Below are 19,582 nucleotides of genomic sequence, written 5' to 3' on the forward strand. Positions count from 1 at the left end.
TATATGAAATCTACTATTTATAAATTTTTCACTCTTGCGTTAGTAAGCGCAATTGTTATTGCCTGTGGCAGTGCTCCGGCTGGCGATAAACAATCACAACTGGATTCGCTACGACAGCAGCAAGCTTCTATCAAGGAACAAATCGATTTACTCGAGAAGCAAATTGCACTAGAAAATCCTACTGAAACTGTTGTCAGAGCTAAAGACGTGGGGGTAATGGAAATTGCTGCCCGCAAATTCGACTACTATGTTCAAACACAAGGTCGTGTAGAGGCTGAAAACAATATCATGCTTAGCGCCAAGGGAATGGGTGTGGTAACACAGGTATATGTTAACGAAGGACAAACGGTAGCCAAAGGACAAACCCTGGCACAAATTGATAATTCTGTTTTGGTGAAAAACATTGAATCAATGAAATCTCAATTGGAGCTGGTTACTACTGTATATGAGAGACAGAAAAATTTGTGGGAGCAAAAAATTGGTACTGAAGTGCAATACCTACAAGCTAAAACAAATAAGGAAAGTCTTGAGAAGCAAATCGCTGGCTTGAATGAGCAGAATGAAATGACAAAGATCAAAGCTTCTGTTGCCGGGACCATTGATGAGATTCTGGTTAAGGTAGGGGAGAATATTGCCCCTGGTATGCCAGCTGCCCGCATCGTAAACACATCTGAGTTAAAATTAACCGCTGCAGTTTCTGAGGCACATGTTACAGAAATAAAAACTGGTAATAAGGTGATTGTTTCCATTCCTGAATTGAAAAAGGATATTGAAGCACGTGTAACTTTTGTTGGTAAAAATATCGACATGTTATCACGTACTTTTCCTGTGGAGGTGAGCTTACCCTATCATGAAGACCTTCGTCCTAACATGTCAGCGGTTATCAAAGTAATATTCCAGACTGAAGCAAACGCGATAACTGTTCCCATCAATGTAGTACAAGAATTGAATGGAGAAAAAATCGTATTCGTGGCGCAGGCTGATGGTAAAAACACAGTTGCTAAAAAGCGTGTGGTTACCTTACTGGGTGTTTACAATGGTTTAGCTCATGTAAGCGGACTCGCTGCCGATGAAAAAGTGGTAACTGTGGGTTACCAGGGTTTAAGCGATGGCCAATTCATTAAGCTTTAATTAAAGGTACCATCAAGGTGTTTGTGTTATCTTTTTAATACAAGCATCTTATAACCAAAGACTTTATGCAAGATTCAAATCAAGAGTTTAAACCCACCAGTTGGTCGATTGATAATAAAGTGAGCATTTATGTTGCCACGATTATCATCTGCCTTGCGGGTATATTTACCTATAATAACCTGCCGAAGGAAAATTTTCCTGAAGTAGTGTTCCCTCAAATCTATATTGCTACGGTTTATCCGGGAGCAGCACCAACAGATATTGAGAACCTCGTGACCAAGGAAATTGAAAAAGAAGTAAAATCAATTTCTGGTGTAAAAAAGATCAAAAGCAATTCTGTTCAGGATTTCTCAAACGTAATTGTTGATTTCGAAACAGATGTAGCCATTGATAAAGCCAAGCAGGAAGTACAGGATGCTGTAGACCGTGCCAAGGCAAACTTGCCAACGGATCTTCCAAACGATCCGCAGGTAATTGAAATTGATATTTCTGAGTTGCCCATCATGAACGTTAACCTTTCTGGTGACTACGATCTGCAAACATTGAAGCGTTATGCTGAGCAGATGCAGGATGCCATCGAAGGTGTGCGTGAGATCAGACGTGTCGATATCATTGGTGCACTCGATCGTGAAATTCAGGTTAATGTTGATTTGTTTAAAGCAGCATTGGCAGGTGTAAGCCTGGATGATATTGAGATGGCGGTTAAGTATGAAAACTTAATTGTATCGGCCGGTCAACTTTCTGTAGACGGTATGAAACGCTCCTTGAGTATCAACGGTGAGTTTCAATCGGCAGAACAAATGTCAAACATCGTAGTGGGTTCTATCAAAGGTGGTAAAATCTACTTAAAGGATATCGCAGAGGTAATAGACTCACATAAAGAGCAGGAGAGCTTTGCACGTTTAGATGGTAAAAATGTAATCACCCTGAACGTTATCAAAAGAAGTGGAGAAAACCTCATTATTGCTTCTGATCAAATCAATGAGATCGTTGCAAATTTTGAAAAGAACATCCTTCCTCCTGGTGTGAAGATCACGATAACAGCAGATCAATCTGACAGCACACGTTTAACCTTGCATGATTTGATCAACACTATCATTATTGGTTTTGTGCTGGTAACGATCATCCTCATGTTTTTCATGGGAGCAACCAATGCCATTTTCGTGGCCATGTCTGTGCCTATATCGGCCTTTATGGCCTTCTTGATATTTCCATCTTTAGGTTTTACACTAAACCTGATGACGCTCTTCTCCTTCTTACTCGCCTTGGGTATCGTAGTAGATGATGCGATTGTGGTAATTGAAAATACACACCGTATTTTCGACAATGGTAAAGTGCCAATCCGGAAGGCAGCTAAAATTGCTGCGGGCGAAGTGTTCTTACCGGTATTGTCAGGTACTATGGTAGTGTTAGCGCCTTTCGTGCCATTGGCTTTCTGGCCTGGTGTAATTGGTAATTTCATGTTCTACTTACCAATAACATTAATCGTGGCATTGTTAGCATCATTAGTAGTTGCCTACATTATGAATCCTGTGTTTGCTGCAGATTTCATGAAGCCACACGAGCATGATCATAGTAAATCTAAATTTACAAAAGGATATAAAATAACAGCTGTTGTGTTTCTGTCGCTTGCTGCGATCTGGTACATGATGGGCATCTTCGGTTTAGGTAATCTTACGGTATTCCTCTTCTTGCTGATTACGTTGCAACGATTCGTCATGAATGAAGTGATCTCTAATTTCCAAACCAGGTATTGGCCCAAGGTGCAGAACGTCTATATGAAAATGATCAGCTGGTGCTTAGAAAGCTGGAGACCTTATGGAGTGATTGTCGGTATCATTTTACTGTTCATTTTCTCTATTGTCTTTACAGGCATTCGTCAGCCACCGGTTGTATTCTTCCCTCAGGGCGATCCTAATTTTGTGTATGCTTATATTACTTTGCCAATCGGTACTGATCAAAGAGTAACAGATTCCATTACACGCATTGTTGAGAATAGAGTGGCAGAGGTTGTGGGTGAAGGTAATGGCAAGGATAATCCTATTGTTGAATCCATCATCTCTAACGTAGCAGTGGGTGCCGCAGAAGACCAAACTTCTGGTAATAATGCACAACCCCACTTAGGTAAAGTTACTGTGGCTTTTGTCGACTTCGCTAAGCGTGATGGTCAATCAACACGTGTATTTCTTGACAAAGTGAGAGAGGAAGTAAAAAGTATTCCGGGTGCAGAAGTATCGGTGAATCAGGAAGCAAACGGACCACCAACGGGTAAACCAGTTAACATTGAAATATCAGCTGATAATTTTGATGAACTGGTAGCAACTTCTAATAACCTTAAACGCTATCTGGATTCGTTGCAGATTCCTGGTATAGAAGAATTGAAATCGGATTTCCAAAGCGACAAGCCTGAGATTGTGATTAACATTGATCGTGAGAAGGCCAACCGTGAAGGAATTTCAACCGGACAGATAGGTGGTGCGTTGCGTACAGCTATTTACGGTAAGGAGATATCGAAGTTCCGCGATGAAAATGACGACTACGATGTAACCCTGCGCATTGCTAAAGATCAACGTAACGACATCAACACCCTGATGAACTTACCGATCACATACCGCGATATGACAATGGGCGGAGCTGTTCGTCAAGTACCCTTATCAGCGATTGCCAAAATTGAATATTCGAACAGCTATGCCGGTATTCGCAGGATAGACCAAAAGCGTGTAATCACCTTGGCATCTAATGTACTGAGTGGATATAATCCTAACCAGGTGGTTTCTGAAATCAAGAAGAGCCTCGAGTCATTCCCTAAGTCTGATGAAATAGGTATTAAAATGACAGGTGAGCAGGAAGATCAGGAAGAAACTTCTTCTTTCCTGGGTGCTGCCGGCCTAATCGCGCTTGGGTTGATCTTTATGATCCTGGTTATTCAGTTTAACTCAACCAGTAAGCCTTTGATCATTCTGTCAGAAATTATCTTCAGTATCATTGGTGTGTTAATTGGTTTCTCACTCTTCAAAATGGAAATCTCCATTGTTATGTCAGGTGTGGGTATCATGGCGCTGGCCGGTATTGTGGTTAGAAATGGTATTCTTCTGGTAGAGTTTACAGACTTGTTATTGGCACAAGGCATGGAGTTAAAGACGGCCATTATCGAAGCTGCCAAAACACGTATGACTCCGGTAATCTTAACCGCAATGGCTGCAACCCTTGGTTTAATTCCATTGGCTGTTGGTTTGAACATCGATTTCGTGACCTTGTTTACTGAGTTTAATCCACATATTTTCTTTGGAGGTGATAACGTTGCCTTCTGGGGACCTTTGTCATGGACGATGATCTTCGGATTGATCTTCGGTACTTTCCTTACCCTATTCCTGGTGCCTGTTATGTATTTGATACGTACACGCTTAAAGGAACGTATTTTCGGTCCTGAGAAAAAAGGTGATGATGAACACCCTACAGTGGCAGCTCACTAATTGAATAGACTATTTTATTGAGAAGGTCGTCCATACCATGGGCGACCTTTTTCTTTTAGAAGATTGTCGAGCTAAACATTAGTTGATTCACTGCGTTTTAATACAATATCTTTTATGCTGGCCCGTATGTTAACATTTTTTATACTCATCATCGTTTTACTCTTAGTTGACTATTATGTTTTTCAAGCAGTAGTTCAGGTAAGCAAAAATCTCTCAGAAGGCTGGAAGCTATCTGTACGACTTCTCTTTTGGTTACCTACTTTACTCACCATTTTGATTATACTCTTCTGGACTTTTGGTAATCCTTACAGTTTAGGGCCACAATTCAGAAACTGGGCAATTACAGGCATTGTTGGTGTTTATATTTCTAAAACTTTTGCAGTGCTCTTTCTCTTTATCGATGATGTACAAAGGGGGATACGATGGATGGTGGAGAATTTTAAGAAGGAAGAAAAGTCACTTCCTGGTGAAACTCTCACAAGATCGGAGTTCTTGTCAAAGACTGCCTTGATTGCAGCTGCCATTCCTTTCGGTACGATGGCTTATGGTATCATTTCAGGTGCACACGATTACCGGATCAAGCGCGTCACTTTGCGTTTACCTAATCTGCCGCAATCATTTGATGGTATTAAGATCGGACATATTTCTGATATACATTCCGGGAGTTTCTTTAATAAAACAGCAGTAAAGGGTGGCGTTGAAATGCTGATGAGTGAAAAACCTGATGCTATTTTCTTCACAGGCGATTTAGTGAACAATGAAAGCGAAGAAGTAAAAGAGTACATTAATATCTTCGATAAACTGAAAGCACCATTGGGTGTTTACTCTGTTACGGGTAATCATGATTATGGTGATTATAAAAACTGGGCTTCAACGGAAGCAAAAAGAAAAAATTTCAGTGATTTAATTACTGCGCATAAGCAAATGAATTTTGATTTGCTCATGAACGAAAATAGATTTCTTCAAATGGGTGCAGATAAAATTGCAGTTATTGGAATAGAAAATTGGGGAGGAGGTCGCTTTGCTAAGTACGGTAAACTTGATGAAGCGCATAGAGGTACCGATGAAGCAGCAGTTAAATTGTTATTATCGCACGACCCAAGCCATTGGGATGCACAAGTAAGGAAAGAATACCAGGACATAGACTTAATGTTCTCAGGTCATACACATGGCTTTCAGTTTGGTGTAGAGATAGGCGATTTCAAATGGAGTCCATCCCAATATGCCTATAAGCAATGGGCAGGTTTGTATACAGAAGGCAATCAGCACCTGTATGTGAACAGAGGCTTTGGCTACCTTGGTTATCCGGGTAGAATTGGTATGCCTCCTGAACTAACTATTTTAGAACTGAAAAGAGCCTAATGACTCTTTTCAATTTTAGTAATTATTTTTTGTTATTGCTTAAGACCATCGAAGCCAGTACCGCGACCGATAGAGTGAGAATAATAAAAGCTAACGATATTTCAATTGGTATTTTGTACCAGTCAACAATGCACATTTTCACGCCTACAAAGACAAGAATAACAGAAAGCCCGTATTTCAAATAGATAAAATACTTTTCTATTCCAGCCAATGCAAAGTATAGGGAGCGTAACCCCAATATGGCAAATACATTGGAAGTATAAACTATAAAGGTGTCATCAGAAATAGCGAGTATGGCTGGTATGCTGTCTACAGCAAATACTAAATCAGTCGCTTCAATAAGAATCACAACTACAAATAGGGGTGTCGCCCAGAGTAATCCATTTTTCTTTATAAAGAATTTATCTTGTTCAAAATCAGGCGTTACTCTGAATATTTTTCTGATAAATTTTACCACTGGATTGCGCTGAGGATCCAGCTTCATCTCTCCCTGTGTAACAATTTTTATTCCTGTAAAAATAAGAAACCCACCGAAAATATATACCAGCCAATGGAATCGATGAATCAATTCAACACCAGCAAAGATAAAGCCTACCCGAAGCAAGAGTGCACCGAGTATTCCCCAAAAAAGTACTTTGTGCTGATAGGCAGGCGGCACATTGAAGTAAGAGAAGATTAGTATGATGACAAAGATATTGTCTACACTAAGCGATTTTTCTATGATGTAACCAGTAAAAAACTCAAAAGCTTTTTCTTGCCCAAACTGGTAGTAAACAAAAACATTAAAGATAAATGCAAAGAATACCCAGGTCGCTGTCCACAGTAATGCGTTTTTTACGCTGATTACTTTTGATGCTCTATGGAATACACCAAGATCCAGCGCCAGCATGATTACTACGAAGAGATTAAAACTGATCCAGAGTGTCGATAAAGCCATAATGATTTTTTATGTGTGATTAAATGCAAGTAATATAATAAGAGGGCATTCAAACGAATGCCCTCCGTCCACTTTGAAACCCTAACCAGAAAAGTGGACTAACCCTAACCTATACCAGTGCCGAAATACCTTCCTGATGAAACAAACGTATACTCGAAACATTATACTTTAGTCTCAGCTCTCGAGCACGCTCCATCGCCTTGTCGCATGAATCAAAAGTTGAGCATGGCTTTTTTTCAATCTGTAAAGTTCTGTCTTCTTCTGCGGCCATTATAACGATGTAATTGTCCGGCATTGGGTTTTCTTCCAATACAATCCATTTCATATTTGTACTATTTATTAGGTTCAATCAAAAATGGAGTACTTCCATTTGTCATAATTATTTTTGTGTTGGGTGACTTGCTAAGTTCTTTAAAGGCTTCTATGCTCTGCCATTTAAGTATTTGCTCATTCAGCCCTTCTGTGATTACTTTTTGCGCATCACGTATACCTTGTGCTTCTACCAGCTTACGTTGTGCCTCCAACTTTTCGCGCTGTAGAAGAAATTCCATCCGTTGTGCATCTTGCTCTGCTTCCAGCTTTTCTTCAACAGCACGAGCCAGACCAGCGGGTAGTTGAATTGTTTTTAGTAGTACGGCTTCAATTTCAAATCCACGATTTTTAAGTATACTCCTCATTTGATTTGAAATTTCTTGTTCAATAACAGCGCGTTGTGCTGTATGCATATCTTTAGCAAAAAAGCGTGAGCATACATCAGCTGCTGCGGAACGAAAAACACTCGTGATCAAAACATCTTCGTAATTCATGCCGATGTTTTCGACAACGGAAGGAGCAAAGGCAGGATCAATTTTATAAAGAATAGAAATTACTGATCCTACATTTAAACCTTCTTTCGAGGGTAAATTTGAGTTGATCTCTACGTTAACAGTGCGTGTAGGTACTTTAATAACGCGACTGATAAAGGGATTGTACATAACCGGCCCCGGACTGAGTGCCTTGTCGTTTAGTTTTCCCATTCTTCTTTTTACACCAACTTCTCCCTGTCTTACAACAGCACACGAGGATAATGCGAATACAAGCAGTATTACATATGAAATGGATTTCATATAGATGAATTTAAGATTAATAAAATGGTAGTATTTCTTGCTGAAGAATATCAGCAATCCTCTGAATTAAGAACAGAGGGTAATTGAGGAGGATTTAAATAATGAGCTTCCTGTATTTGATGAACAGGTAACTTTCACCAAAGCATTGTGGTGAATTTTTGAATGTAGTACTTGTTTTTTGCTTTGATGTCGATTTCCTTAAAAAAGGATTAACATGCTTTGCTACTTGTTTTTTTGACCGGACCTCAGGTATGGCTTCGTCTACAAAATTTTCGGTTTCGATTTTTTCGTTTTGTTCTGTAAGCGAAGCACTTTGTTTAAGTACTACAAAAGCCGAAGACGAGCCTGAAAGTAAAATTACCAGGATGAGGGTAAGAAAATAGCGTAGCGGACTAAGCATATATTACTTTCTAAATACTTTCTATTAAACGCAAATTCATGCCTGTTTGTTTCGCGGTGTTGTTTTTGCGGAATGGTTTTCAAGACTAATGCAAGGGCACCCCATCAGGTCTCGTTTTTTTCCAGCGTTTGTGCGTCCATAACCAGTATTGTGGTGCCTTTCTGATGTCTTTTTCAAGATGACGGGTAATCTTTTCTGTGATTTCTCCGTAGGCAGTTTCCTGCGGGTTGTCACTAATCAGATCAAAGGAAAATGCGTAATGACCTCGCTTTACTTTATTAATCCGCCCATAGAGTATGGGATAGTTATACTCCTTCGCATAACGTTCAGGTCCGTAAATCATAGCCGACTCCTGGTTAAGGAAGGTAGTCCAGTAAGCAGTTTTTCCGGAACTGGGTGATTGATCACTCGCAAAGATGGTTGCAGTCAAATTGCTTTTTTCTTTTTCGAATTCCTCTTTTACAATTTTGGTAGAGATCATTTTCAATCCAAACTTGCCACGCGTAGAGCGCATTTTTTCATCCAGGTATTTATTTTTAAGTTGTTTGTAAATAGCTATGGCTTGGTGATCCATCAATGAATCGATGGCGACAGCAAATAACTCCCAATTGTTGTAATGACCACCCGCCAGAATAATACTTCGGTTTTCAGTTGAGTAAACTTTAAGCATTTCCGGATTAACAAATTTCATCCGTTGCATGGCTTCTTCCTCAGAGATAGTAAAGGTCTTGAAGCTTTCTACTATAACATCGCAAAAGTGTCTATAAAAGTCGCTGGCAATTTTTTTATGCTCCGCAGCTGTTTTTTCGGGGAATGATTTTGAGATGTTGTTGATCACAACTTTTTTGCGATAGCCAATCACATGGTACATTAAAATATAGACACCATCGGATATCACATAAAGCACCCGATAAGGCAACAGAGAAATAGGAATAAAGACTCCATAATACAGTAACGCACTAAGCCAGACCATAGACAAATTTAAAACGAATACTTGAGAACAGACCAGTCCTTACTTCACTTCAAAAGCACCTCTTCCCATGAGGTAATCATCGGTATATACCTCTAATACGTAATTACCTTCAGCATAGTCGCTACCTTTATCATAGATAAAAGACAGGCGTTGCTTTGAGTTGTCGAAGAGTATTTCCTGTGAAGCAGTGAAAAATTCTTCCTTGCCTTGAAAAATAAAAGTGCCCGATCCCTTATTAACATCAAAGATTACTTGCCCATTCTGATCCACAATACGAATCATGATCTTCTTTCCTTCAATAGGGGCTACATTATTTTCTGCCAGGCTAAACTCAATTTTTAGCTTTGCAATCTGTCTGACACGGAATGGCGATTCTCTTTCGCGATTCCGATCGGATACGGCAACAATCTTAAAATTCTCTGCTTTTAATTGAGAGGCAATCGCGACTTTAGAGGCTAACTCTGTTGCTTTTTGCTCAAGCTTATTAATTGAATCACCGAGCTTATTTTTTTGAGTTTTGAGGGTAGTGTTCTCGCTGAGTAATTCTTTATTTACATCTTTCAGTTTTTCTATCTCCTCGTCTTTCAACTTTAACAACTCCTCGTACCCCTCCACTTTTGATCTCAATTCGGCAATCAAATTACCAGTAGCTTTTGTTTTAATCCGAAGTTGCTTCTCTACATCCTCTTTTGCTTTTTGTAGTTCAGTAACATCACCACCCAACTTTTCTATTTCAGCAATCTTTGTATCTAATTCTTGTTGAATTTCAGTAAGGCGCTGCATAGTAGAGGCCAATTCCTGTTCTGTAGTCTCATTTTCAGCCTTCAGCTCAACTTTATCTTGTGCATCTAAGAAAATCTTAACGGATTGCACCACAATAATCAGAATAAGCAAGGCAATGAAAATAAGGCTTTTATTATTGCGCTTGGGTGCTTCAGGTGTTTGTATGACTTCGCTCATAAGGTGTGTAAAGGCTCTTTAACATTGCAACTATGCAGTCGAAATATAGAACTTTAGGGCGCTTCGTCACAAATTTAAAACTGCAAAACCTTGTGATTGTGGTTAAGTGAGGGATCCAGGAAGATAAACCCACAGCGAAAGAGGTCGGCTGTAGCATATACCAGTGAGTCATTTTTAATCTCAGACCAGGCTTTCTCCATGTCGGCATTCAGGTGTATATCATCAAATACGATAATGGTCTTGTCGTGAGAGGCTCTGAGAATAAGCCTGAAATAGCGCATCACGGCATCGTACCGGTGGTTGGCATCAACAAATGCAAAATCAACTCTGGGATTGCTTCTCAGGTAATCCTCGAGGGTTTCATCTATGTCGCCCTCTATTATTTTAACACTTCGTACATCAGCAAAGTTGAAAGTGTCTTTTGTCAGGTTAACAAGCGCGTCAGCCCCTTCGAAAGTGGTCAGGTTAAGGGGGCGTGCTTCTGCCAGATAGAGTGTGTTAATGCCTAAACAAGTACCCAGTTCAATTACCTGCTTGCATTGATAAAACTGTATTACACGTGAATAGAGCGCTGAAAATTTAGTGCTGCTCAAGCTGTGTTTGGCAATGTCTTTTACCTGCCTGTTCGTAGATTTCATCACCGAGCCGGCTCCCAGATCATTAATATTTACAGTAAGCGTGCTGTTAAGCAACTGCTCTCTGAGGCGCTCAGCCGGGGCGTTAGCTATTGGATTTTGCTTTACAACTTTTGTGTAGAAATCGTAAAAGAAAGGAGAGTGTAAAGAGTGCTCGTCAACACAATTTAACCAGTACGATAAAAATGCTTTTGCTTGAAAAATTTTTGACACTTTGGCTTAGTTGAGGCGCAAAGGGGCTACCATGGTAAATTCAGGTATGTTCACCTCTACCTTTGTGCTGTCTACAATACGTTCCATCAGGTAGGTACCTATCATTTTGCCAATTCCGGATTTAAGATTACAACCCGATACATACTGGTGACTTTGCCCGGGTTCGATTACTGGCTGCTGACCAACTACGCCTTCGCCTTCCACTTCGCGTGCATTAAATCCGGCATCGTGAATAAGCCATTTTCTGCGTAATAACTGTATAGTAAAATCACTTTGGTTTTCAATGGTGATCCTGTAGGTAAAAACATAATGATACTGGCTCGGGCTGGAATAGCCAGGCTGGTATTCAGTTTCTACAGTCACTTTAATTCCTTCTGTTATCTCGGTCACCATCGGTTCAAATGTAAGAGATTTTTCATTTCAGCAAATAGAATGGGCCAGCAGTTTTATTAGCTTTTTCTTCGTTTTTAGTGGTTACTTTTGGATTTTGAGGAAAATAATGGACATAAAAATCGAAGAAAGCTGGAAAAATCAGCTTCAGGGTGAATTTGAGCAGGCATATTTCAAACAACTGATCGAATTTGTTAAAGAAGAATATAAGACAAAAACGGTATACCCTCCAGGCAAAGAGATTTTCAGTGCTTTTGATAGCAGTCCATTTGCGTCTAGCCGGGTAGTTATTATCGGGCAAGATCCATACCACGGCCACGGGCAGGCGAATGGTTTATGTTTTTCGGTAAAAGAAGGTATGCGAACACCACCCTCGTTGGTCAATATTTTTAAAGAAATCAGAAATGATCTGGGAAAACCCATACCTACCTCAGGTGATTTGAGAAGGTGGGCCGAACAGGGCGTTTTATTGCTCAATGCAACCCTTACGGTAAGGGCATCAGAAGCAGGATCGCATCAGAATAAGGGATGGGAAACATTTACAGATGCAGTGATCAAAAGAATCTCAGAACAAAAGCAACATGTAGTTTTTTTACTTTGGGGTGCGTATGCTCAAAAGAAAGGTGAGATCATCGACCGATCAAAGCACCTCGTACTCATGTCGGCACACCCATCACCCTTCTCAGCAGACAGGGGTTTTTTCGGCAACAAACATTTTAGTCAGACGAATGCTTATCTGAAAAGTAAGGGCTTGCCAGAAATTGATTGGTAGTGGCAATTTTAAATTTCAAATTTGAAGTTTAAAATTATCAGAGCAGCATTCTGAACAGGAAGAACAAGGTTCCAGACATGATGAGTACTACCGGAAGCGTCAGGAACCAGGCAATCAGAATATTTCTAACCGTATCTGCCTGGAGATTCTTAATGCCTTTGCTGGCTACCATTGATCCTGCAATACCGGATGACAACACGTGTGTTGTGCTAACAGGTAAGCCCAGGCCTGATGATAAACCTATTGTAGTAGCAGCTACTAATTCAGCAGAGGCACCCTGTGCATAGGTAAGGTGTTCTTTACCAATTTTTTCTCCAATGGTTTTTACAATGCGTTTCCAACCGATCATGGTACCAATACCCAGTGAGAATGAAACCATGAGTACCACCCACTGCGGAGCAAAGTCGGTTATCTTACGAACAGATTTTAATTCGTCTTTTAATGTCTTTTTGTCTTTATCGCTTAAGCGTAATTCTTCTTTGTCTAAAAGATCAGTCAGGTTACGGTTCATCACCATTACATCTTTTCTGATGGCAAAACGCTCGCTCTTGGGGATAACACTGACAGAGGGTGTGCTGCTAAGTTTGTTAACCAGACGTGCATGCATTGCTTTGGTATCAGCCAGGATAACTCTATCAGGCGCGGAAAGTGTTGATGAGTCCATAACACCCATTACTTGCTCAATCTTTACAAAAGATCCATTTAATGATTCAGGAGATACTGAATCGCTCAGGGCGAAATAGCCTGGTACAATCCCGATCAGGATGAGCATGATCAGACCAACACCTTTTTGGCCGTCATTAGAGCCGTGAAAAAAGCTTACACCAGTACAAGTGGCGATAAGAATAGAACGTATCCACAAGGGTGGGGGCGCGTTCTTTTTGGGTTCTTTGAAAAGACTGTCTCCGTACTTGGTCTTTTTTGTCAATGACCTCAGTAAGAACATCAGTATAATGGTCATGGAGAAACCAAAAAGAGGAGATATCAATAAAGACATACCAATTTCCTTAGCCTTGCCCCAGTTTACTGCAGCGGCACTGACATCAGGGAGTAAGGAATAGGCAATACCAACGCCTAGAATAGAAGCAATCAGTGTATGAGAACTTGAACAAGGAATGCCTAGATACCAGGTAACTAAATTCCACGTAATGGCGCTGATAAGCAAAGCCATCACCATGGCTATGCTTTGCCCCATACTTTGGTCAACAAGCGATTCTACAGGCAGCAGATAAACAATACCCATGGCAACGCCAATGCCTCCAAAAAGCACCCCAATGAAGTTCCAGATACCAGACCAGATTACTGCAATCCAGGGTTTCAGGGAGTTAGTATAAATGACAGTAGCTACTGCGTTGGCGGTGTCGTGGAAGCCATTTACAAACTCAAAACCGCAGGCGGCTAAAAGACAGATGACTAAAAGGATGGAGTAAGATAACTCTAATTCAAACATATAATTGAATTGGCGCGCAATCTACGGTTTAATGCTTTTGACAATGTTAAGTGAATGTTAAGCTTTTTTATATGATGGAACTCATTTAAATTTTAACTAGCTGAAAAACAGTTATTTAAAAAAAATATCCGATGCATTAAATTCCGGCTTCAACCTGAAAACGTACTTGCCAATTCCGCGTGTCGGGTTTAAAGTTAGTTAGCCAGTCTCTTTCTTCCAGAGTAACATCGCATTGTAGTTTAACACGGTGCCCTTTTATGTATTTTGTGGTACCTAGCGTGTACTGTTTAATATAAGGCGTAAAATCAGCTAGCTCCATATCGGGTTTAACCTCAGAAAACCGACTGACCAGTTCCCAGTTGTTCTTAAAAAGGTAACTGCCCTGAACATTAAAACCATGCCCTTTGTAGATAAAGGCATAATCAGCTTCAACAGGATCGACAAGGATCAGCGGATCAATCGTAGACCTGTTTAAGTATTCAGAGGCTAATGCCCAGCCATTATACTTCAAAAGAAAATCCATCATGTGGGTTTCAATATCTCTTTGCTCACCTGCAGGAAGAAAAACACCAAGTTGCCCACCCGTACGTGTCGCGTTTTCATTGTTAGAGTAAGTAAGGCCAAGAGATACTTTCGGTTTAGGCTCACGGCTTAAGTCTCCTTCAAAATAATCACCGCCATTGGTAAACTGACCGAAAGGGAGTAATTCAAGTCTGCCCGTATAAGCAAGACCTCTGTCTGATTTAGTTACATTTCTTCCTTCACCGGATGTTAAGGCTGCCCGAACTACATAAGTCATAAAGCCAACATTGTTGTTGTAATAAAATTGCAGGCCGAAATCGCGATCGACATTAAATGTAGAGTTTACAATAGAGCGATCCGGTAATTGTAAATCACCGGATGAATTTACCCGCTGACGGTTGCCAGGCAGTTTAGTCTGGCCTAAGCCGATAGAAAAATGCTTATTGAAGCTGTACAAAACTAGGGCATCGCGTACTACATTGGGAAAGCCTGTATCATCAAAATCCAGATCACCTCTGGAGAAAGAAAGCTGGATAACATAAGTTAGTTTGGGATCATAAATAAAACCATCGAAACGCAAACGCATTCTGCGCACCCTTGCCTCTACTTCCGAAATACTTAAATCGTCCAGGCTTTCCGTTGTAAAAGCAAAACGGTTTTGAATGCGAAAACGAATATTCAACATAAAGAGACTATCGGGGGAAGTAATGCCAAGCCCTTTTCCATAAGAAAAATAGGGGGTCATGTTGTTTTGGGCATGTAAACCTGTGCCAACCAGTAAAATCAGGATGAGTATAGGCAGAAACTTTTTCATAACAGGGATTTGGGCGCAAGGTAAAAATATACCTTTCAGGTTGTACATCTGGTTTCAGGTTTCAGGCGCTTTATTACCTTGCCAAATCAATGAAAAAAAATAGCCCGTTTGTTTCTTTTACCCTCGCCAATGAGTTGATTCATCTATGGCCCCAGCGGGCATTATTCTGGCCAGCCAGAGAGGTTTTATTATTAGCGGATTTACATCTGGGGAAAATCAACCATTTCAGAAAATCGGGTGTTCCGGTTCCGGCCAAAGCAGATGCAAAAAATCTAGAGCAGTTGCTTGAGTTAATTCAATTAACCAATGCAAAGCGCATCATTTTTTTGGGTGATTTATTTCATAGCCATTATAATGACGCATGGGAAGAATTCGGACAGTTGATCAGGCATTTTAACAAACACAGCTTTGAGTTGGTGTTGGGTAATCATGATATTCTGAGTAAACATCAATACGAAAAGCATGGTATTGTACTACACGAAACGTTGGTATTGGAACCATTCTTGCTGACACATCATCCGATAGAAAATTATGAAGGTGAATTGTATAACATGGCCGGTCACATTCACCCCGGAGCACACTTGGTGGGTAAAGGAAAACAAAGTTTAACCTTGCCTTGCTTTTATTTTGGCAGTAAGCAGTGCTTATTACCAGCCTTTGGTGCCTTTACTGGATTAGCCCGCATAGCACCCAAAGAAAATGATCAGGTGTTTGTGATCGTTGAAAATAAAATTTTGAAAGTATAAGCATAGAATAATATATTCTTTCAAGTAGGTATAGATGATATGAAAAAGACGATTAACCAAAAGAATCGAAAAAACTTACAATTTGTTTTTTTGCTTGTGGCTACCTGCTGGAGCAATATTTATGCACAGGATACAACCCGATTATCATTATTGTTCGCGGGGGATGTAATGGGGCACGATTCACAAATTGCAGCAGCTTACAACGCAAGTAAAGGAGGCTATGATTATTCAACTTGTTTTCAATTTGTAAAACCCTATATCGCTTCTGCAGATGTAGCCATTGCAAATCTGGAGGTAACGCTTGCCGGTGCCCCCTACAAAGGATATCCGGCATTCAGTTCACCCGATGCACTGGCATTGGCTTTACAGAATGCTGGTTTTGATATATTAGTGACAGCCAACAATCACTCCTGCGACAAAGGTAAACGTGGTATTGAGCGCACGATTGAAATGCTGGATAGTTTTAAGATTGTGCATACAGGTACTTTTACAGACGAGGCAAGCCGATTGAATGACTATCCACTGATACTTGAAAAAAACGGTTTTAAACTGGCCTTGCTTAACTACACGTACGGCACTAATGGTATAGCTGTTCCCAAACCGACCATTGTAAATTCGATTGATACAGCGCAAATGGGAAAGGATGTGGCGCAGGCAAAATTGTCCAATCCTGATTACATCATCGCCTTTATGCATTGGGGCAGTGAATATCAATCACAACCCAATGGCTATCAGAAATCAATAACAAAATATCTATTTGACTCTGGTGTTCAACTGGTAATTGGGGCACATCCGCATGTATTGCAACCGATGCAATTCAACAAAGAAAATCAACAATTAGTAGTTTATTCATTAGGCAATTTTGTTTCCGGACAACGCGACCGCTATAAGAATGGTGGTGCCATGGTACGGATTGATCTTTCTAAAATCCGTAACGATTCTGTAATCAGCAGTCATATTGATTCAGTAAGTTACATTTTACAGTACGTTCATCGCGATGCACAAAAAAAATACGTGGTGCTGCCTGTGCCTCCTTTTGAAAATGACACTACTGGATTTATAAAAGATGAAGCTTCGAAACTAGCATTTAAAACATTTGCTACTGACTCAAGGTTGCTTTTTAACAAGTATAATAAAGAAGTATCGGAAAGCAGACTAGTGCATTTTGATTCAACAAGATATAGTATCAAGCTATTCACCCTTGAAAAAACAAAGGACTGGGCAATAATGCCGCCCTTAGATACTTTTTATGGCCTGCATACAAGCATTACCAAAGATGGATTGATCGATTATTACATAGGTTCTTTCAAAAGTCGCGGAGAGGCGGAACGGATCCTGCAAAATATTAAAAAGACCATGCCATTGCGAGACCTTACAATAGCTCCTTTTGTTAATGGTAAACCCCTTGAATAGCCTAAAAACAGAAAAGGCGATCCCGATTGCTCAGGACCGCCTTTTCATAGGTTTAGGTTTAGGTCTAACGAAGGAACAAAAGTTCTCTGTATTTTACAAGTGGCCAGTCCTCATCATTTACTAAAAGTTCTAAATCATCCACCGCTTCGCGGATAACTTCAAAATATTTCTCCTTAACATCCTCGCAATAAGCAGCTGCTTTTTTATGGGCATCTGTCATTTTGTTGATGCGCTTACGCTCCTCGATCATATTATGCACATTAGCTTTGATGGTCTCGATGTGCCCGCTAATCTCCTGAATAGTTTTTACTACTGCTTTATTATCAATGCCAAGGCCTTTTAAACCGTTTGCGTTGTCTATTAGCTTACTCTGGTAAGCAATAGCGGTAGGTATAATGTGATTGATGGCCAGGTCTCCCATAACGCGAGACTCGATTTGTACACGTTTGATGTAAGATTCCAGCTTAATCTCCTGACGTGCCTCAACTTCTTTGTGGCTATAGATGCCGTGGCGTTCAAATAAGTCAATTGATTTTTTACTTAGATAAGCCTTAACCGCAGCAGGCATGTTTTTGTGGTTAGACAAACCGCGCTTGGCCGCCTCCTTAACCCACTCATCGCTGTAACCATCACCTTCAAAGCGAATAGCTTTTGATTCTTTAATGTAACGTCTTAAAACGTTTACAATCGCTAATCTCTTTTCTGTGCCTTTTTCAATTTCTTTACTAACCTCTTCATGAAGCTGCTCTAATTGATCAGCTACAATTACGTTCAGGGCCGTCATGGCAGTGGCGCAGTTGTCGCTAGAACCTACAGCGCGGAATTCAAACTTGTTACCGGTAAAGGCGAAAGGTGAAGTACGGTTACGATCAGTGTTGTCCAAAATGATTTCTGGTATATGATCAATACCCAGTTTCATATACATGTTATCACCCTTCTCAATCTTAACGTTGCCCTTGCTTTCTAATTCGTCAAGCACGGCACTCATTTGTGAGCCCAGGAAGGTAGACATAATAGCCGGAGGGGCCTCGTTGGCACCCAAACGGAAATCATTGGCTGCAGTAGCAATGCTTGCTCTCAACAAATCGGCATGCTCATGTACTGCTTTTACCGTAGTAACAAAGAACGTTAAGAACATGAGGTTATCGCGTGCGCTGCTACTAGGAGCAAACAAGTTAACGCCTGTATCGGTAATCAGCGACCAGTTGTTGTGTTTACCACTACCATTAACGCCTGCAAAAGGTTTTTCATGGAAGAGCACCCGCAGGTTATGCTTCTCTGCAACGCGACCCATCACATCCATTAACAATTGGTTGTGATCGTTAGCAACGTTTACTTCTTCAAACATAGGTGCCACTTCAAACTGGCTTGGTGCCACTTCGTTATGACGTGTACGCAACGGAATACCCAGTTTCCAGGCTTCCATTTCAAATTCCTTCATGAAGTCATAAGCACGTGCAGGGATAGAACCAAAATAATGATCCTCTAACTGCTGACCACGCGCAGGGGCATGACCAAATACTGAACGACCGGCCATTACCAGGTCAGGACGCGCCATGTATAAAGCCTCGTCTACCAGGAAATATTCTTGTTCAATACCCAAGGACGCAGTAACCTTTGTTACTTCTCTGTCAAATAATTGCGCCACTTTAGTAGCTGCTTTATCAACTACTTTGATTGCTTTTAATAAAGAAGCTTTTGTGTCCAGCGTCTCACCAGTGTAGGAAACAAAAATAGTTGGGATGCACAAAGTCTTTCCGTATAAAAACATAGGAGAAGAAGGATCCCAGGCTGTATAACCACGGGCTTCGAATGTGCTGCGGATACCACCACTTGGGAAAGAAGAAGCATCCGGTTCCTGTTGTACTAACTCGCTTCCTTTAAATTTTTCGATGCCAGAGGTACCATCAAAAAAACTATCATGTTTTTCAGCAGTACCACCTGTTAATGGCTGGAACCAGTGTGTAAAATGCGTAGCACCTTTAGTGATAGCCCAGCTTTTAGCAGCTGAGGCCACTGCATCGGCAGTTACTTCATCAATTTTTTCACCATTGCGAATAGCTTGGCTTACTTTTTTAAATACTGCTGGAGCTAAAGTCGCTCTCATTTCTTCAATGGTGAAAACACTTTCACCAAAGAAATCAGAGATTTTAGCAGCAGGCAATTCAACATGAATTTTAGGCCTTGTCGCTAGTTGGTCAAGGGCTTTGAATCGTAAATGTGCCATAAGTGGTTATTTTTTTAAGCTATTATGGCGGCAAAAGTAGTTATTTTCTGCCATGAAG

The 19,582-nt window shown here is 40.6% G+C and carries 17 protein-coding genes; 6 read left to right on the plus strand and 11 right to left on the minus strand.

Features of this window, described 5'->3' with window-relative positions:
- Positions 1–3: 3 nt before the first annotated feature.
- The 3 genes from ACO1XM_RS05410 to ACO1XM_RS05420 all read left to right on the plus strand — a co-directional run bounded on the left by ACO1XM_RS05410 (position 4) and on the right by ACO1XM_RS05420 (position 5,966).
- Complete coding sequence (locus tag ACO1XM_RS05410; protein WP_486226632.1) at positions 4–1,131, plus strand: efflux RND transporter periplasmic adaptor subunit; 1,128 nt, start codon at positions 4–6, stop codon at positions 1,129–1,131.
- Positions 1,132–1,196: 65 nt separating this feature from the next.
- Positions 1,197–4,604: an efflux RND transporter permease subunit gene (locus tag ACO1XM_RS05415; RefSeq protein WP_486226634.1), complete on the plus strand. Its 3,408-nt coding sequence runs from the start codon at positions 1,197–1,199 to the stop codon at positions 4,602–4,604.
- A gap of 117 nt (positions 4,605–4,721) precedes the next feature.
- The gene (locus tag ACO1XM_RS05420) at positions 4,722–5,966 is read left to right on the plus strand and encodes a metallophosphoesterase (protein WP_486226793.1); all 1,245 of its coding nucleotides are present in this window, start codon (positions 4,722–4,724) and stop codon (positions 5,964–5,966) included.
- Positions 5,967–5,988: 22 nt separating this feature from the next.
- On the opposite strand, the gene ACO1XM_RS05425 is transcribed toward ACO1XM_RS05420, so the two are convergent.
- The 8 genes from ACO1XM_RS05425 to apaG all read right to left on the minus strand — a co-directional run bounded on the left by ACO1XM_RS05425 (position 5,989) and on the right by apaG (position 11,583).
- Positions 5,989–6,903, minus strand: coding sequence for a TerC family protein (locus ACO1XM_RS05425; RefSeq protein ID WP_486226636.1), 915 nt, complete (start codon positions 6,901–6,903; stop codon positions 5,989–5,991).
- A 109-nt stretch (positions 6,904–7,012) separates the two neighbouring features.
- Positions 7,013–7,228: a hypothetical protein gene (locus tag ACO1XM_RS05430; protein WP_486226638.1), complete on the minus strand. Its 216-nt coding sequence runs from the start codon at positions 7,226–7,228 to the stop codon at positions 7,013–7,015.
- A 7-nt stretch (positions 7,229–7,235) separates the two neighbouring features.
- Positions 7,236–8,009, minus strand: a complete 774-nt coding sequence (locus ACO1XM_RS05435; protein ID WP_486226640.1) for a prohibitin family protein — start codon at positions 8,007–8,009, stop codon at positions 7,236–7,238.
- 94 nt (positions 8,010–8,103) lie between these two features.
- Positions 8,104–8,409, minus strand: coding sequence for a hypothetical protein (locus ACO1XM_RS05440; RefSeq protein ID WP_486226642.1), 306 nt, complete (start codon positions 8,407–8,409; stop codon positions 8,104–8,106).
- A gap of 85 nt (positions 8,410–8,494) precedes the next feature.
- Positions 8,495–9,382 carry a lysophospholipid acyltransferase family protein gene (locus ACO1XM_RS05445; protein WP_486226644.1) on the minus strand — a complete coding sequence of 296 codons (888 nt, stop codon included), beginning with the start codon at positions 9,380–9,382 and terminating at the stop codon, positions 8,495–8,497.
- Between the two features lie 39 nt (positions 9,383–9,421).
- Positions 9,422–10,342 carry a chromosome segregation protein SMC gene (locus ACO1XM_RS05450; protein WP_486226646.1) on the minus strand — a complete coding sequence of 307 codons (921 nt, stop codon included), beginning with the start codon at positions 10,340–10,342 and terminating at the stop codon, positions 9,422–9,424.
- 74 nt (positions 10,343–10,416) lie between these two features.
- Positions 10,417–11,190 carry an O-methyltransferase gene (locus ACO1XM_RS05455; protein WP_486226648.1) on the minus strand — a complete coding sequence of 258 codons (774 nt, stop codon included), beginning with the start codon at positions 11,188–11,190 and terminating at the stop codon, positions 10,417–10,419.
- Between the two features lie 6 nt (positions 11,191–11,196).
- Complete coding sequence (gene apaG, locus ACO1XM_RS05460; RefSeq protein WP_127124023.1) at positions 11,197–11,583, minus strand: Co2+/Mg2+ efflux protein ApaG; 387 nt, start codon at positions 11,581–11,583, stop codon at positions 11,197–11,199.
- Between the two features lie 106 nt (positions 11,584–11,689).
- On the opposite strand from apaG, the gene ung reads away from it, so the two are divergent.
- Complete coding sequence (gene ung / locus ACO1XM_RS05465) at positions 11,690–12,352, plus strand: uracil-DNA glycosylase (RefSeq protein ID WP_486226650.1); 663 nt, start codon at positions 11,690–11,692, stop codon at positions 12,350–12,352.
- Positions 12,353–12,389: 37 nt separating this feature from the next.
- Here the strand turns inward: ung and ACO1XM_RS05470 are convergent, their stop codons facing one another.
- Together ACO1XM_RS05470 and ACO1XM_RS05475 are read right to left on the minus strand one after the other, a co-directional pair.
- Positions 12,390–13,802 carry an inorganic phosphate transporter gene (locus ACO1XM_RS05470; RefSeq protein WP_486226652.1) on the minus strand — a complete coding sequence of 471 codons (1,413 nt, stop codon included), beginning with the start codon at positions 13,800–13,802 and terminating at the stop codon, positions 12,390–12,392.
- A 136-nt stretch (positions 13,803–13,938) separates the two neighbouring features.
- Positions 13,939–15,138: a porin gene (locus tag ACO1XM_RS05475; protein ID WP_486226654.1), complete on the minus strand. Its 1,200-nt coding sequence runs from the start codon at positions 15,136–15,138 to the stop codon at positions 13,939–13,941.
- A gap of 89 nt (positions 15,139–15,227) precedes the next feature.
- On the opposite strand from ACO1XM_RS05475, the gene pdeM reads away from it, so the two are divergent.
- Complete coding sequence (gene pdeM / locus ACO1XM_RS05480) at positions 15,228–15,884, plus strand: ligase-associated DNA damage response endonuclease PdeM (protein ID WP_486226656.1); 657 nt, start codon at positions 15,228–15,230, stop codon at positions 15,882–15,884.
- A 39-nt stretch (positions 15,885–15,923) separates the two neighbouring features.
- On the plus strand, positions 15,924–17,297 hold the full coding sequence (locus tag ACO1XM_RS05485) for a CapA family protein (protein ID WP_486226658.1): 1,374 nt from the start codon (positions 15,924–15,926) through the stop codon (positions 17,295–17,297).
- A gap of 64 nt (positions 17,298–17,361) precedes the next feature.
- Here the strand turns inward: ACO1XM_RS05485 and ACO1XM_RS05490 are convergent, their stop codons facing one another.
- Complete coding sequence (locus ACO1XM_RS05490) at positions 17,362–19,524, minus strand: glutamine synthetase III family protein (protein ID WP_486226660.1); 2,163 nt, start codon at positions 19,522–19,524, stop codon at positions 17,362–17,364.
- Between the last annotated feature and the right edge of the window lie 58 nt (positions 19,525–19,582).

This window comes from Chryseotalea sp., assembly GCF_057350905.1.

Excerpts from the sequence above, each read along its gene's own strand:
- ACO1XM_RS05425 (WP_486226636.1), bottom strand. The coding sequence starts at position 6,903 with ATGGCTTTATCGACACTCTGGATCAGTTTTAATCTCTTCGTAGTAATC.
- ACO1XM_RS05485 (WP_486226658.1), top strand. The coding sequence starts at position 15,924 with ATGAAAAAGACGATTAACCAAAAGAATCGAAAAAACTTACAATTTGTT.
- ung (WP_486226650.1), top strand. The coding sequence starts at position 11,690 with ATGGACATAAAAATCGAAGAAAGCTGGAAAAATCAGCTTCAGGGTGAA.
- ACO1XM_RS05470 (WP_486226652.1), bottom strand. The coding sequence starts at position 13,802 with ATGTTTGAATTAGAGTTATCTTACTCCATCCTTTTAGTCATCTGTCTT.
- ACO1XM_RS05475 (WP_486226654.1), bottom strand. The coding sequence starts at position 15,138 with ATGAAAAAGTTTCTGCCTATACTCATCCTGATTTTACTGGTTGGCACA.
- apaG (WP_127124023.1), bottom strand. The coding sequence starts at position 11,583 with ATGGTGACCGAGATAACAGAAGGAATTAAAGTGACTGTAGAAACTGAA.
- ACO1XM_RS05490 (WP_486226660.1), bottom strand. The coding sequence starts at position 19,524 with ATGGCACATTTACGATTCAAAGCCCTTGACCAACTAGCGACAAGGCCT.
- ACO1XM_RS05445 (WP_486226644.1), bottom strand. The coding sequence starts at position 9,382 with ATGGTCTGGCTTAGTGCGTTACTGTATTATGGAGTCTTTATTCCTATT.
- ACO1XM_RS05435 (WP_486226640.1), bottom strand. The coding sequence starts at position 8,009 with ATGAAATCCATTTCATATGTAATACTGCTTGTATTCGCATTATCCTCG.
- ACO1XM_RS05440 (WP_486226642.1), bottom strand. The coding sequence starts at position 8,409 with ATGCTTAGTCCGCTACGCTATTTTCTTACCCTCATCCTGGTAATTTTA.
- ACO1XM_RS05430 (WP_486226638.1), bottom strand. The coding sequence starts at position 7,228 with ATGAAATGGATTGTATTGGAAGAAAACCCAATGCCGGACAATTACATC.
- ACO1XM_RS05415 (WP_486226634.1), top strand. The coding sequence starts at position 1,197 with ATGCAAGATTCAAATCAAGAGTTTAAACCCACCAGTTGGTCGATTGAT.
- ACO1XM_RS05410 (WP_486226632.1), top strand. The coding sequence starts at position 4 with ATGAAATCTACTATTTATAAATTTTTCACTCTTGCGTTAGTAAGCGCA.
- ACO1XM_RS05450 (WP_486226646.1), bottom strand. The coding sequence starts at position 10,342 with ATGAGCGAAGTCATACAAACACCTGAAGCACCCAAGCGCAATAATAAA.
- pdeM (WP_486226656.1), top strand. The coding sequence starts at position 15,228 with ATGAAAAAAAATAGCCCGTTTGTTTCTTTTACCCTCGCCAATGAGTTG.